13 protein-coding genes are annotated in these 13,325 nt (G+C 58.9%); all 13 read right to left on the reverse strand.

The genetic code is table 11. The features are described from left to right. Nucleotides 1-56: 56 nt before the first annotated feature. Nucleotides 57-2,288 carry a methyl-accepting chemotaxis protein gene (locus tag QTL96_RS27750; protein ID WP_289729977.1) on the reverse strand — a complete coding sequence of 744 codons (2,232 nt, stop codon included), beginning with the start codon at nucleotides 2,286-2,288 and terminating at the stop codon, nucleotides 57-59. A gap of 67 nt (nucleotides 2,289-2,355) precedes the next feature. Further along, on the reverse strand, nucleotides 2,356-2,541 hold the full coding sequence (locus QTL96_RS27755; protein WP_289729978.1) for a hypothetical protein: 186 nt from the start codon (nucleotides 2,539-2,541) through the stop codon (nucleotides 2,356-2,358). Between the two features lie 330 nt (nucleotides 2,542-2,871). Next, complete coding sequence (locus tag QTL96_RS27760) at nucleotides 2,872-3,042, reverse strand: hypothetical protein (protein ID WP_289729979.1); 171 nt, start codon at nucleotides 3,040-3,042, stop codon at nucleotides 2,872-2,874. A gap of 273 nt (nucleotides 3,043-3,315) precedes the next feature. Beyond that, on the reverse strand, nucleotides 3,316-4,614 hold the full coding sequence (gene trbI, locus QTL96_RS27765; RefSeq protein WP_289729980.1) for an IncP-type conjugal transfer protein TrbI: 1,299 nt from the start codon (nucleotides 4,612-4,614) through the stop codon (nucleotides 3,316-3,318). Between the two features lie 15 nt (nucleotides 4,615-4,629). Beyond that, nucleotides 4,630-5,076, reverse strand: a complete 447-nt coding sequence (gene trbH / locus QTL96_RS27770) for a conjugal transfer protein TrbH (protein ID WP_132671331.1) — start codon at nucleotides 5,074-5,076, stop codon at nucleotides 4,630-4,632. A gap of 3 nt (nucleotides 5,077-5,079) precedes the next feature. Then, nucleotides 5,080-5,910, reverse strand: coding sequence for a P-type conjugative transfer protein TrbG (gene trbG, locus QTL96_RS27775; RefSeq protein WP_289729981.1), 831 nt, complete (start codon nucleotides 5,908-5,910; stop codon nucleotides 5,080-5,082). 14 nt (nucleotides 5,911-5,924) lie between these two features. Then, nucleotides 5,925-6,587 carry a conjugal transfer protein TrbF gene (locus QTL96_RS27780; RefSeq protein WP_289729982.1) on the reverse strand — a complete coding sequence of 221 codons (663 nt, stop codon included), beginning with the start codon at nucleotides 6,585-6,587 and terminating at the stop codon, nucleotides 5,925-5,927. A gap of 21 nt (nucleotides 6,588-6,608) precedes the next feature. Continuing rightward, the gene (gene trbL / locus QTL96_RS27785) at nucleotides 6,609-7,790 is read right to left on the reverse strand and encodes a P-type conjugative transfer protein TrbL (RefSeq protein ID WP_289729983.1); all 1,182 of its coding nucleotides are present in this window, start codon (nucleotides 7,788-7,790) and stop codon (nucleotides 6,609-6,611) included. A gap of 182 nt (nucleotides 7,791-7,972) precedes the next feature. Beyond that, a complete protein-coding gene (trbJ, locus tag QTL96_RS27790; RefSeq protein WP_112821344.1) occupies nucleotides 7,973-8,782 on the reverse strand; it encodes a P-type conjugative transfer protein TrbJ in 810 nt (269 codons plus the stop codon). Continuing rightward, a complete protein-coding gene (locus tag QTL96_RS27795; protein ID WP_289729984.1) occupies nucleotides 8,775-11,210 on the reverse strand; it encodes a conjugal transfer protein TrbE in 2,436 nt (811 codons plus the stop codon). The genes trbJ and QTL96_RS27795 overlap by 8 nt, the downstream gene beginning before the upstream one ends. A gap of 10 nt (nucleotides 11,211-11,220) precedes the next feature. After that, a complete protein-coding gene (locus tag QTL96_RS27800) occupies nucleotides 11,221-11,520 on the reverse strand; it encodes a conjugal transfer protein TrbD (RefSeq protein WP_289729985.1) in 300 nt (99 codons plus the stop codon). Beyond that, nucleotides 11,513-11,893 (reverse strand): TrbC/VirB2 family protein, encoded by a 381-nt coding sequence (locus tag QTL96_RS27805; protein ID WP_289729986.1) that lies wholly within the window; start codon nucleotides 11,891-11,893, stop codon nucleotides 11,513-11,515. Before QTL96_RS27805 ends, QTL96_RS27800 begins: the two co-directional genes overlap by 8 nt. Continuing rightward, nucleotides 11,883-12,854, reverse strand: a complete 972-nt coding sequence (trbB, locus tag QTL96_RS27810; RefSeq protein ID WP_289729987.1) for a P-type conjugative transfer ATPase TrbB — start codon at nucleotides 12,852-12,854, stop codon at nucleotides 11,883-11,885. The genes QTL96_RS27805 and trbB overlap by 11 nt, the downstream gene beginning before the upstream one ends. Nucleotides 12,855-13,325 lie beyond the last annotated feature (471 nt).

The following is a 13,325-nucleotide window of genomic DNA, read 5'->3' on the forward strand; positions in this document are numbered from 1 at the left end:
GTTATGCCAGCCATCAAAACGACGACTGGCACAAGGCCTTAGGGGCTAGACTCTCCTCAGAACTCCTCCCAGTGGTCTGCTGATGTCGCCTGAAGGGCGGAGGATTGTCTTCCGCCAGAGAACACACGCGTGAGCTTGCTGGCCAACGCCCGGGCGGGCGAAGGTACTGAATTTTCGTTGTGGGCAAGTGCCCTCACCGCAGGTCCGGCGCTCACATTGTTCAAGCGAAACCGCTCTACGAGTTCATTGAGTTTCGCGGATTCTGCCGCCAGCGTCGCGCCGGCCGCGTTGGCCTCTTCGACCATAGCAGCATTCTGCTGTGTCACTTGATCCATCTGATTGACGGCCGTATTCACTTCGGCCAAGCCGATGGACTGCTCACGGGCAGAAGTGGCAATCGAATCCATATGGTGATTCATGGTCACTATTTGAGCTTCAATCGTTCTAAGAGATTCGCCAGTCTGGCTTACAAGCCGAACCCCGTTCTGAACTTCGTCGTTCGAATTCTGGATGAGATCCTTGATCTCCTTAGCGGCCTTAGCCGATCGCTGAGCAAGTTCACGAACTTCCTGGGCAACGACAGCGAAACCCTTACCCGCATCCCCTGCCCGCGCAGCTTCGACGCCCGCATTGAGGGCAAGGAGGTTGGTCTGGAACGCGATCTCGTCGATGACTCCGATGATGTTCGATATCTCGTTGGAAGATCGCTCGATCCTACTCATCGCGTCCACGGCACTCTGTACGACCTCACCAGATTGGCGGGCACTCTGGTTAGCCTGAACCGCGACAGTGCGGGCTTCCTCAGCCCGCTTCGACGAGTTCGAAACATTTGCCGTGATCTCGTCAAGCGCAGCGGCGGTCTCCTCCAACGAGGCGGCCTGCTGCTCGGTACGCTTCGAAAGGTCATCAGCGCTCTGGCTGATCTCACGCGAGCCGCTCTCGATTGAGCTCGTTGCTCCCGCCACCGACGTGAGTGTCGACCGTAGCTGTTCGACCGCCTGATTGAAATCTGCTCGGAGTGTCTCAAAATCGTCTGCGAAACGCGTCGTGAGTTGGAAGCTGAGATCGCCCGACGCAAGGTGTTTGAGACCATCCGCAAGGCCGCTCGTTGCTTGCGCCATTTCCTCAGCGCGAACCCGATCGCGCTCGCTGTTTGCGCGACGTTCGTCTTCCGTCAGAGCCCGCTGCTGCGCAGCGTCCTTTTCAAGTTGTCCGGTGCGCACTGCATTGTCTTTGAAAACCTGCACCGCGCGCGCCATCGCGCCGATCTCGTCCGGGCGGGTGTTCCCCTCGACTGTGGGGCTGAGATCGCCCGATGCAAGCTTCGCCATCGTCATCGTGATCCGTGAGATCACTCCGCCGAGAGCTCGGGCGAAGAAGAAGAAGCCCAAGAGCGACAGCAATGATACGATGATAATGCCGATCGCAGTCATCCTGATTGAGGCCGATGCTTCCTGAGCTACTTCGCTGACATTCGATGCAACTTCCAGGACGCCGATTGTCTGGCCGGAGAAATTCTTGAATGGGACGGCGTTGACCACGAGGCTCTTGCCATTTTCTTCGATCTCAAAGTCGACTGCCTCTCCGTTAAACGCCGAGGTCAGCTCTTGCTCGGAGGTAAATGGTTTGACTGCTGTGGAGGCTTGCACCGCAAACTTCCCGTCGGTCGCAATGTAGACCGTGATGTCACCATCCAGCTTGGCGGCGATAGGTTCGAAATAGGCGTTTGTCAGCCCGGTTCCGACATCAACAACACCAATCGTTTTACCATCGGCAATAATGGGTGCCGACGCAAACATGGAGACTGCTGACTTGCCCGGCTCGATACCCGCAACAAGTTTTCCGGACGCTAGCGCTGCCACGACGGTCTTGCGACGTCCCGTCATGTCGTCTCCGAATTTATCCGGTGTGTGAATGCGAGCCAGTGCCACACCCTTGGCGTCGGTGAACGTTATGTTCTGTAATCCGCCGTTCTCCTTTATGGCCGGCATGGCATTGAGGTGTCGCGTGATTAGCTCATCGCGAGCGTTCGCGGAAACCAGCCGTGCGACATCCGGCTCACCTGCAAGTGCAATCGCAAGCGCTGACGCCGCCTTCTGTTGCGCATCCATGTCTGTTTGGATTAGGGCAAGGTCACCAGCAGCTTCGCGTGTCAGGGCCTGATGCTCGGCTATGGTCTGCCTATACAGAACCGTAGTGCCGATGGCGACGCTGGAGAACAAGACAGCGGCAAAGCCGCATGCGGTTATGGTGACCCAAAGAGGTCTTTTGACTGCGACGTCTGGCATTTGATTCCACCCCAACAAAAATGTTGGATATCAATGCTCTCGCAACCTCAAATATTTTATTAAACGTTTAACCAGTTTTCACTAGGTGGGTCTCTCGGCCGTTCACCATCGCGACGGCCGCCGTAAGGTTGCGATCGGCAGACACAATGCCGGCGTCCATCAGATGACGGCGTGCGTCTTCTGGAGACTTGGCGGCGTCCTCCATCCTCTTTTCCATGGGCGCGATGAGCGCCTCCACTTGGATGTCTGTCATCTTTGAGGCCCTCCTGAGGTGCTTGCCAAAATTTCGTTACAGGGATTCCAGCAAAAGCGCGAACGTCTACCAGGTGCGTCGTGGGGATCAAGTGCCTAACGCGAAGTCGCTGCAAACGTTTATTTCATCGAGACTTTGGTGAGCCGCGAGGCTTTGGTTCGCCAGGCTCGCAGTGACGGCGGGCGAAATTCGGTGCTCAACCCCCCGCAATAAGTGCTCGCTTTGCTAGATTACCGCAGTAATTTACAACTTACAAGAGCGCGATGCGAGAGGAATCAACTCAAAAACTACGAGGTCTGCAGGGTGGAACATTCAAGCGGGGTCACATGTTTAAGCGGCGATGTCCACCGCCCGCTGAGTGTTCATCGATGCACAAAATGGGGAAACGTGTTCATTGCAATCGGCATAGCGCTTTTGGCCGCAGGCGCGGCCGATGCCTTCGACGTTAAAGGAAAGGGCGGGCACGACAGCTTGCTTGGAGCTGACGCGAACGTATGCCATCGTGAACCCTGGCGCTGTACCAAACACCCTGAGCGCGCCGAGCGGCGCTATTACCGCGACCGAGATCTTAGAGAAAGCAATCGCCACTATGAGCAACGTGATCGCGACTGGCGACGTCGCTATGACAGCGACTGGTAGCACCAGTAGTGTGAGGGTGCAGGCGCAATAGCGCCGAGCTGTTGCATTACACGGTCGAGATCGACCTTCGCGCGCTCTGACATTCTATCGACCATCGAACTTCTTGTCCTTATGAACCCGGGGGCGTGTCACACTTTAACCCCTGTAGTTCCCCGGGAAAATGATGTCTTGATCAACGAGCACATTGAACCTGTAACCGGGCCTGATCTTTATCGTCGGCTGGACATTGAGGTTTTTCAAGATTGTCTGTTCCGCGACCCTTCCGAAAGTCTCGGCGAAATTCCGACGTGCCGCATCTGAGGCTGTGTCCTGCGTGGCAAGAGTCGAGCTCTCAGGCATCGACATGTCGATCCCCGTCCCGATCAGCGCGACCAGCGCGGCCGACCCGAACGTCCTGATATAGTGGTTATCGACCTTGTCGTTGAAACCGCCATAGCCTTCAGCGTCGGTCCCAGCCATGCCGCCGATCTGCAGGGTCGAACCATTCGGAAAGATAATGTCGGTCCAGACCACGAGAACGCGGTTTTGCCCGAACGACACCTTGCTATCGTATCGGCCAAGAAACTTCGTGCCCTGTGGCACAAGCGTGTAGTGGCCAGTCGCGCTGTCATAAACGTTGTGGCTGATTTGGGCCGTGATGCGGCCCGGCAAGTCGGAATTGATGCCCGTGATTAGCGTCGCGGGAATTACTGATCCACGTTTGAGCTCGTATGGTGACTGCTGTGGCACGACCTGATTGGGCAGGTACCCGAGATCCTTGATATCAGCGTTGAAGAAATCTTCCTTGGACGCTTGTCCATTCTGATCGACTTGACCGGCCGCGCCCGCTCTCAACGCTGCGGCATAGAGATCTTGCGCGCCGCTCGACGCGGTGTTCGATTGACGCGCTCCAGCAGATTGAGCGACCGGCGATTGTGCCGAAACATCTGACATGTCGACCTTCAGCGGCGAGTCGAAGGCCGCCCCCCTCGCCTGCAGGCTTGCCATGCGCTGGCGCTGCTGTTCGCGGAAGATCTGTTCTCGCTGTTCGCGAAGCATCCTGGCATTCCACTCCTCGTCCGATTCCATACGGGACCTACCAGGCTGCCGGGGTTCGGCCTTGGGTGTTGCCTCTATCGGACGAGCGGCTTCCTGCTGCTGCGAAACAGGGGGTGGCTGAAACACTGGCTGCTGTTCCTCCCGGTCACCGATAATGCCATCTTTGACACCCCGCTTAAGCTGATCGGCGAAGGTCGAAGCTGGTGTTCCGGATTCGCCATCGTTTGGATCGTGCTGACCAAACCTCAGCCCACGCGAGGAAAGGCCGTAGACCAGAACGGCGAGGAACAGCACCAGTATCCCGATGCCGACAAACAGAGGCACGCGGTTGAGGCGCTTCATCCCTTTCTCGTCAGCCGATTGATTTGACGTTCCCAGTTGCAGCGATTGGACCATGATCGTCTCCGCCTGTCAGTTTCGCTTCATGAGGGAAAGGGGGCTTGCCGGCGTCGCAATACCATTGCTGACTGAATATGCCCGGCCGAGCGACATGGTGTCCGTCGACAGGCGCGCGAGGACCTGCCCGTCTACCGCAGCAATCGAATAGGCCAGCTCTACCGGCTTGGTTGAATCCTTCGCGCCCGCGCTCTTGCCATCGGTAACAACTGCAAAGCCCCACCCCCTCAACGCCGCCTCGAGCGCAACGGAGAATTCCGACCTGTCGTCGCGCAGTTTGATGGGAGTGGTCGTCGATCCGGCTTGCTCGGCGAAGCGTCCTGCCATGTCGCCGGCAATAGCGCCCGCTGTGGGTCCGGTGATTTCCGCAGGTGCAGCAGTTGTAGAGAGCCCGTCGGTTGCCGTCTGGCATCCAGTTAGGCCGAGAGCGATTACAATCGAAATGAGGCAATGAAGCTGCATGAATTATCCTCCCCGCCGGATGGTGATCTTCTGCTGTTTCCAGCCGACGCCGGATATCAGTACCGCCTTGTCGATATTGTAGTCGACAATCATCATGTCGTTCTTCATCCGGTAATTGACGATGCGGTTCTGGCCGCCCGAGACGACGAACAGGACTGGCGCATCCTGACTGGAGATTGCGCGAGGGAACTGAATGTAGGTCTTTTGCCCATCGGAATAGACGCGCTTGGGGCGCCAGGGAGCGCTTCCGCTCAAGGCATAGGAGAAAGCCAGCTGTTCGGGAGCGACACCGCCCTCCGGTCCAGTCATGGCCTGGAGGCGGGCGTTGATGTCGGAGAGCTTTGTGGCGGCATCTTCGGGATATTCGAACCCGATGCGGGCCATGTACTGCGAGGGATGCGACTTCAGCTGCATATGATAGGTGCGACGCGAGGTCGTCACCACCATCGACGTGACGAGCCCCGGCTCGGACGGCTTGACGATGAGGTGGATCGCCTGACCACCGGCGGCGCCAGAGGTTGCCGGTTCGACCTTCCATCGAACGGTGTCGCCGACCAGAACGTCGCGAACGATTTCGCCGCCCTGGAGCTCGATATCGCAGACCTGCAAGGGCGAGCAGACGACAGACGGCTGCGTCTCACCGAAGAGAAAGATCACCTTACCGTCCGGTCCACGTGTCACCAGCCCGGCCTGTCCCCGCCATTTTCCGGAAAGGTTCGTCCCCTTCACCTCATTGCCCGTCAGACTTTGAGCAATAGCCGTCGTCGAGACCGCGGCTGATAAGGCAAGCGCCAGCATGCAGCGAAGAGCGGCGTGTTTGTGTTTGATCCTCATTGCAGATCCTGCCCTCAAAGTTGCGCGGTCCAGTCGAAATCGGTCACATAGACGCCGATCGGATTGAGCCGGATTGTTGCTTCGTCTTGTGGTGAGGTCATCGACACGGTCGCGATCCCTCGAAAGCGACGGGTTGCGACCTCCTTGCCTTTGCGATCGCGCTCGTACTCGGTCCAGTCGATCTGATAGGTCTGGTTCGAAAGCGCGACGATGTTGTTCACCTCAATCGCCACCGTTGCGTTGACCGCCTTTTCGAACGGCGAGTTGCCTCGAAACCAAGCGTTGACCTTTTGCGTCGAAGCGTCACTCGTTCGCAGCAGGGCATAAGTGCGGTCGATATATTGCTTCTGGACCACCGCATCCGGCGTGATCGAACGGAAGCTGGTCACAAAATTCCCAAGGGTCGCGCGAACAACCCGCGTATCGGCGTATTCGATCTTCTGCGGGAAGCCGCCGGAAACCGTATTTCCGAGTTTGTCGACCTCGACGATGTAAGGAACGAGCTTGACCTGCGTGCTTAGATAGAGCGCGTAGCTGACGCCGATAACGGCCAATCCCAGGCTCAGGATGCCAACGGTCCGCCAGGCGGAGGCCGCCTTGACGTAGGAGCCGTAACGTTCTGACCATTCCTGCCTTGCGGCAAGATACGGGTTCTCAGGTGCGGGATGCCCTGCCATGTGTGCGATCCTGTCCGTGAACTATGGTTTGTCCGGTCTTTCCGGAGGAGGTGGCGGAGCTGAAGGATTGCCCCTTGCCTGATCGAGTTTCGCGTTGGCCAAGCCAAGAAGCGAGCCGGCATAGGCGCCGGGCGACCCGATCGCCTTTTCCTTGGCGGCCGATCCGGCAGCCATGGCGCCGGAGCTGAAACTTGCGCCCATGCCTTTGAGCACCGAGCCTGCGGCCGACGATCCACCGGCGCGCGCTGCCTGCGCGGCCGCAAAACCAGCGCCAACCGCGCCGGCGCCAAGAAACGCGCCACCCGCTGCAAACGAGGCCGTCTGTCCGCCGTGGCGAATTGTCTCCATGCCGCCGGAGACCGAAGCCCCCTGCACGACGCCCTGGATGATGTTGGGGACATACATCGCGATGATGAAGACGACGACGGAGATGCCGGCGATCGCGAGCGTGGTGATGAACTGGTCGCTTTCGGCTGTCGGCGCCTGTGCAAGGCCGAGCAGGACGTTGGATCCGATCTTGGCGATCATGACCAAGGCCATCAGCTTCATCCCGACGCCAAAGGCATAGACGAGATAGCGGATCGCAAAGTCCTTGGTGAAGGATGAGCCGCCGAGCCCGAGCATGATCATGCCTGCCAGAAGTCCGACATACATCTCGACCATCACCGAGACGAAGATTGCCGCAACGAGCGAGAAACAGATGACAACGATGCCCATGGCAAGCACTGCGGCGATCGCCAAGGCATTGTCTTCAAAAACACCAAACTTCGCCTGTTGCGACATCTGGGAGGCAACGCGAATGCCGGCGTCGAAAATGTCTGCTGGCGAAGCTGAGCCTCCGCCGGAGCCGATCTGAAACAGACTATCGACGACCGCCTTGGCGAACGTCGGACCTTGCGTGAGCACGAACGCGAAGAAGCCGATGAACATGATGCGCCGGACGAGCTCGGCAAACCAACTGTCCAGCGACGCTGCCTGGATCGCGAGCCACACGGCTGCAATGCCGACCTCGATGCCCGCAAGGATCCAGAACAGCGATTTCGCCGCATCCATGACGGTGGTTTCCCACCCTTTGGTGGCCATCGAGACCTGATTTTCCAACTCCGTCAGGACTTGGCCTTGTTGAGCGAGAGCCGGCCCCGCCAAAGCCATGAAGGCGATACCGACAACCAGGATGGGGCTTCTGCGACCGTGTTTCACCATTTTGGTCGCATTTCCTGACCCTTTTCGCTTGGGGGCGGCGTCAGAGGACTTCTCGCGTGTTGCTCGTTGGGCGTAAGTCATCCGCGGCGCGGCGGCGCTCTCTCCGTGACTCAGAACGACGGGGGTGATCGCGGCAATCCCTGATGTCACGATGCATACAGAGGCGATCAATGCGGGGCGGGTCACCATCGAGGCTCCATTTTCTGCCCGGAGGGAATGGATTGGACGTCGGCATTGAAGAATTTCTCGCGACGCGCCTGTGCGAGATCCTTGTCTGTCTGTTCGCTCTGCAGCCAGGTCCCCATCATCGTGGTCTGCTGGGAGACAATGCCGCGGAGCTTTTGCATCTGGGCAACCTGCTGGGCGGCAATCTGGTGGCCGACCTGAAGCGCCTTCATCTGGCCGTCCGCCGATTGCGACATCGATCGTAGCTGGCCCATCGTATCCTCTTCACTGTCGAACTGATCGGCAGTGAGGCTTGCCGCCTTGAGCGTGCTGGAAATCGTGTCGCGGTTGGTATTCGACCACGTCTGATAGGTAGACGAAAAGCTCTCGGCGTTGGGCAAGCTCGTCTTCAGGTCCGAGTAGCTTTTGAACCGTTGCTTCAGTAGATCGTCGGCATTGCCCATGGAAAAGGCGATGCCCTGACCTTGATTGACGACGTCGCGGAGCTGATTGAGATCGCCTTCGACCTGGCCCCAAATGTGGCTCGGAAGCTGGGCCGTGTTCTGCAGCATGTTCTGGTAGATGTTGAGCTGGTTTTGGATCTGCTCGGCAAGCTGGGTGATTTGTTTGATCTGATTGTTGATCTGCTCGGTCGACTGGCCAACAAGGTGGATAAGCTCACCATTGTTGAGCATCTGCGTCATCTCGGTCGCGCCGGTAACCGCGCCTCCTGCGTTGGTCGCACTGGGCGTTGCGATAAGCCCGGCGGCGACCAGCCCCGCCGCCAACGATTTGCCGAGTTTCAAGAACTGGACTTCTTCACTCATAGCGGTTGATCCCCCTTTCGATGAGCCACTGCCCCGGCCATTCATGGCCATGCGTCGACGAGAGTTCCCTGATGCGGGCCAGATCGGCGTTGCCAGAGGCGCCGACGAAGGAAAGTGTGACCGGACCGAGAGACATGTCGAAGAGCCTGCGGCCGTCGGGCGACGTCACGTAGTATTCGCGTTTCGGGATGGCGTTCGCGACGATCTCAATCTGCCGCTCGTTGAAGCCGATCCGCTCGTAGAAATCGCGGGTGCCGGTTTCCCGGGCTGCACCATTCGGAAGGCAAATCTTGGTTGGGCAAGATTCCTTCAGCACGTCGATGATGCCCGAGCGCTCAGCATCGGAGATGGACTGCGTCGCGAGGATTACGGCGCAGTTCGCCTTGCGCAGCACCTTGAGCCATTCCCGGATTTTGCCGCGAAACACAGGATGGCCGAGCATCAGCCATGCCTCGTCCAGAACGATGAGGCTCGGCGAGCCGTCGAGCCGCCTCTCGATGCGTCGGAAAAGATAGGTCAGGACCGGCACGAGATTGCGCTCGCCCATATTCATCAACTGCTCGATCTCAAAACACTGGAAGCGCCCTAGCGTCAGGCCATCCTCTTCCGCGTCGAGGAGCTGACCCATCGGGCCGTCGACCGTATAGTGATGAAGGGCATCCTTGATCTCGCGCATCTGAACGCCACTGACGAAATCCGACAGCGAACGCCCGGGTGCCGAGGCCATCAATCCGATCTGCCTCGAGATCGCGTTCCGATGGTCCGGCGCAACCGTCACACCCTGAAGCGAAACGAGAGTTTCGATCCATTCGGAGGCCCAAGCCCGATCTGCGTCGGTCGAAAGCTCCGACAATGGGCAGAAGGCAAGACCGGCCCCCTCCCCGCTCTCGCCGCCGATCTCATAGTGGTCACCGCCGACGCCGAGCGTCAGTGGGAGCATCGAATCGCCTTTGTCGAAGGCGAAGACTTGCGCCTTCTCGTATCGGCAAAATTGCGCGGCGATCAGAGCGAGGAGCGTCGACTTGCCGGAACCGGTTGGTCCGAAAATCAAAGTATGGCCGACGTCATCGACATGCAGGTTCAGTCGGAACGGAGTCGAGCCGGACGCCACCTGCATCAGTGGCGGCGCATCGGGTGAATAGAACGGGCATGGCGCGGACGGCTGTCCTGACCAGACAGAGTTCAGCGGAACGAGATCTGCCAGATTGCGCGTATTGATCAGCGGTTCGCGGATATTGCAGTACCAGTTTCCCGGCAGGCTGCCGAGAAAGGCATCGGTTGCATTCAGCGTCTCGATGCGGGCTCCAAAGCCCTCCGCCTGGATAAGGCGACGAACCGCCTCGGCCTTCTCCTGCAGCGCCGACCGGCTTTCGTCGAAGAGAATGATAACAGGGGTGTAATAACCGTAGGCCACCAATTGCGACGAGGCTTCAGCGATCGCATCCTCGGTCTCGGCGACCATCGCCATCGCGTCCTGATCGACCGACCAGGACTGCGTCTGGAACAGCTGGTCGAAAAACGGCCGAACCTTCTGCTGCCACTTCTTGCGGGTCCGCTCCAGACGCTGCTTGGCCTCCTCAGCATCGAGGAAGATGAAGCGCGACGACCACCGATAGGTCAGTGGCATTAGATTCAGGCTGTTCAAAATCCCCGGCCAACTCTCGGCCGGAAGCCCATCGATTGCAATCACGCCGAGAAATCGGCCTTCGACCCGCGGCGTCAGACCGTGTTCCAGCTCCGCCGTCGCCAGCCAGTCCAGATACATGGGAATCTCTGGCAGGCGGACGGGGTGGTTCTCGCCGGTTATGGCAAATCGAATGAACTGGAAGAGCTCGTCGTAGCGTGCAAGGCGAGCTCCATCCCGGTCGGAAACCTCTCGAGTCTGCATGCGCTGTATCGAGAGAACATTGCCGAGATATTGTTCAATCTCACGGATCGAGCGACGGAAGGCATCGAGAGCGGTATCGGCATATTTTGCTGAGCGACTTTCGGTATCCGAGTAGATATATCGGGTCAGGCCGGATCGGCGTCGTTCTGGCGGCCGATACGTTAAAATGAGCGCGTGCCTGCTTTCGAAATGCCCGCGTTCCTGTTCAAAATGCCGCCGACGCTCGTTATCGATCAACGACGTGACAGTATCGGGGAAATAGCTGCGCTCAGCCGACGGGTATTCCATCGTCGGCACCCGCACGGCCTCGACCTGGATCATCCAGCCCGTACCGAGCCGGGAAAGGATCGCGTTGATCTGACGAGAAAGCTCGTTGCGCTCGAAATCAGTCGCGCTTTCGGAATCCGGACCGGCAAAATACCACCCAGCCATCAGACTGCCGTCCTTCAGCAAAAGGATCCCGTTGTTGACAAGGCCCGCATAGGGAACCAGGTCAGCGAATGATGGACCTGTCGATCGAAATGTGCGCAATGCGACCATCGCAAGATCCTTAATAACGGCGCCAGGGCGCGGAGGTCGGAAGGTAATGCGCCCGATAGCGCATATGGCGGGCGTAGACTTTGCGCATCATGGGATCGGATTTCGCCATCATGCGGAGCGCGCCGACGACCACGATCCAAATCGCAACGCCAAACAGGGCCGAGTAGACGGTCAGAACGACGAAGATGAGAATGATCGCGGCGAGCCCGGTCAGCAGCACAAGCTCACGGTCCGCTCCCATCAAGAGGTTCGGTCGCGACAAGGCGCGATGGATCCGGTTACGATGAAGCCTGGCGCCAGCGTCAGCCATGACGCCCCTCCCCTCGCCCGACCCGATTGGAGTTCGTGACCGCGGTTTGCTTGACGACAAACGAGCCGCCGATTGAAGCGCCGGTCGAGCCGAAGAGGCCGACGATCGTCGTCGCGCCAAGCAGGATCCCTGCGACCAGCACCACGTAGACCAACCGCCGCGCGAAATCGTTGAGCTCACCGCCGAAGATCAGCATGCCGCCGGCAATTGCCACGGCGGCAAGCGCTATATAGCCGGCTACCGGTCCGGTGATGGATTGCTGGATCTGCTCCAGCGGCCCCTCCCAAGGAAGCGATCCGCCCGAGCTTGCGAGGACGGGTGAGGCCACAAACAGAGCTGCCGCGAGGATACATAGCGTTTTTCTAAGCCGCATGACGGGCCTCCTTCTCGCGAGCCTCGATGTGATAATGGCCGTCGCTGAAACCGGCGACGTGCAGAATTTCGGTGACCTGCCGCCCTTTCGGTGTTCGCTGAATGGCGATGATGAGATCAACTGCCTCACCAATGACCGCCTGCATCGGTTGCAGGCTTGCTTCCGCAGTCAGTTGCTCAAGGCGCTGTAGCGCCATGCGGGCCGAATTTGCGTGAACGGTCGCGATGCCGCCTGGATGCCCGGTGTTCCAGGCTTTCAGGAGGGTCAGCGCTGCGCCATCACGCACTTCTCCGACGATGATGCGGTCAGGGCGAAGCCGCATCGTGGTCTTCAGGAGCCGCGACATGTCGATCGCCTCACTGGTATGCAGGCAGACGGCATTGTCGGCCTCGCAGCAGATCTCAGCAGTGTCTTCGAGAATGATCAGGCGGTCTTCGGGGGAAAAGGCAACCATCTCCCCAAGAATGGCGTTTGCCAGCGTCGTCTTTCCCGATCCGGTACCGCCTGCAATGACGATGTTCGACCGCTTCGCGACCGCCTTACGGATAACATCGGCCTGCCAGTTGGTGATGTTGCGCGAGCGGACATACTCGTCGAGCGGAACAAGCCGCGATGCACGTCTGCGGATCGAAAAGGTCGGTGCGGTAACGACAGGGGGCAGTAGACCTTCGAAACGATGTCCACCCATCGGCAACTCACCGGAAATAATCGGCCGGCCTTTGTCGACTTCTACGCCAAGGACATGCGCCACACAGCCAATCACCGTTTCGGCCGCCGAAGCCGCCATCTGACCGAGTGTATTGATCGACCCGCCCAGACGCTCGATGAATAGCTTGCCATCGGGGTTCAGCATGACTTCGATGACATCGGGCTCGTCGATTGCGCGACAAAGTTCCGGGCCGAGAGCATGTTCGAGTTTGTTGAGCAGGCGTGACATCGAATGGCGGCTGCTGTCGGTCATTTTGAGGTTCCGTCGCAGGTTCGGGTTTGCGGGTTGTCCACCGTCAACTTGCAAAGCCATTGGCTTGGAAAGGCGGTAACAGGTTGGTAGCGGGCCGACGCCTCCCGCGTCCACTCGCAGATCTGCGGGTAATGCGAGCGCGCAGATTGGTGTTATGTAGTTGGGCGGCATGTCATTGGATGTCGTGTTTAGTATCCGACCGATGCACGAGGGCCTGTCCGCTCTGCGACTGGGCGGACGGTCGTCATCATTCTGCGCAATCGAAGGAGACGTTACGAGAAGGCCGATGGATGGATCACCGTAGGGGAGCGCGGAATGCCGGCAATACTTTACGACTTGCCAGTCGCGAGTAGCGCGAAACGAGCACTGCCGGAAATGACTGCCGAGACACCGGTGACGCCATCAAGCTTGTTTTTGCCACCCGCGGCGGGACGACGATTCGCACAAGCCGAGGCTTTGGGGGCTGTGACC

Origin of the sequence: Rhizobium sp. S163, assembly GCF_030380805.1 — a bacterium.
Taxonomy (GTDB): Bacteria; Pseudomonadota; Alphaproteobacteria; order Rhizobiales; family Rhizobiaceae; genus Rhizobium.

Excerpts from the sequence above, each read along its gene's own strand:
- QTL96_RS27750 (WP_289729977.1), bottom strand. The coding sequence starts at position 2,288 with ATGCCAGACGTCGCAGTCAAAAGACCTCTTTGGGTCACCATAACCGCA.
- QTL96_RS27755 (WP_289729978.1), bottom strand. The coding sequence starts at position 2,541 with ATGACAGACATCCAAGTGGAGGCGCTCATCGCGCCCATGGAAAAGAGG.
- QTL96_RS27760 (WP_289729979.1), bottom strand. The coding sequence starts at position 3,042 with ATGGCATACGTTCGCGTCAGCTCCAAGCAAGCTGTCGTGCCCGCCCTT.
- trbI (WP_289729980.1), bottom strand. The coding sequence starts at position 4,614 with ATGGTCCAATCGCTGCAACTGGGAACGTCAAATCAATCGGCTGACGAG.
- trbH (WP_132671331.1), bottom strand. The coding sequence starts at position 5,076 with ATGCAGCTTCATTGCCTCATTTCGATTGTAATCGCTCTCGGCCTAACT.
- trbG (WP_289729981.1), bottom strand. The coding sequence starts at position 5,910 with ATGAGGATCAAACACAAACACGCCGCTCTTCGCTGCATGCTGGCGCTT.
- QTL96_RS27780 (WP_289729982.1), bottom strand. The coding sequence starts at position 6,587 with ATGGCAGGGCATCCCGCACCTGAGAACCCGTATCTTGCCGCAAGGCAG.
- trbL (WP_289729983.1), bottom strand. The coding sequence starts at position 7,790 with ATGGTGAAACACGGTCGCAGAAGCCCCATCCTGGTTGTCGGTATCGCC.
- trbJ (WP_112821344.1), bottom strand. The coding sequence starts at position 8,782 with ATGAGTGAAGAAGTCCAGTTCTTGAAACTCGGCAAATCGTTGGCGGCG.
- QTL96_RS27795 (WP_289729984.1), bottom strand. The coding sequence starts at position 11,210 with ATGGTCGCATTGCGCACATTTCGATCGACAGGTCCATCATTCGCTGAC.
- QTL96_RS27800 (WP_289729985.1), bottom strand. The coding sequence starts at position 11,520 with ATGGCTGACGCTGGCGCCAGGCTTCATCGTAACCGGATCCATCGCGCC.
- QTL96_RS27805 (WP_289729986.1), bottom strand. The coding sequence starts at position 11,893 with ATGCGGCTTAGAAAAACGCTATGTATCCTCGCGGCAGCTCTGTTTGTG.
- trbB (WP_289729987.1), bottom strand. The coding sequence starts at position 12,854 with ATGACCGACAGCAGCCGCCATTCGATGTCACGCCTGCTCAACAAACTC.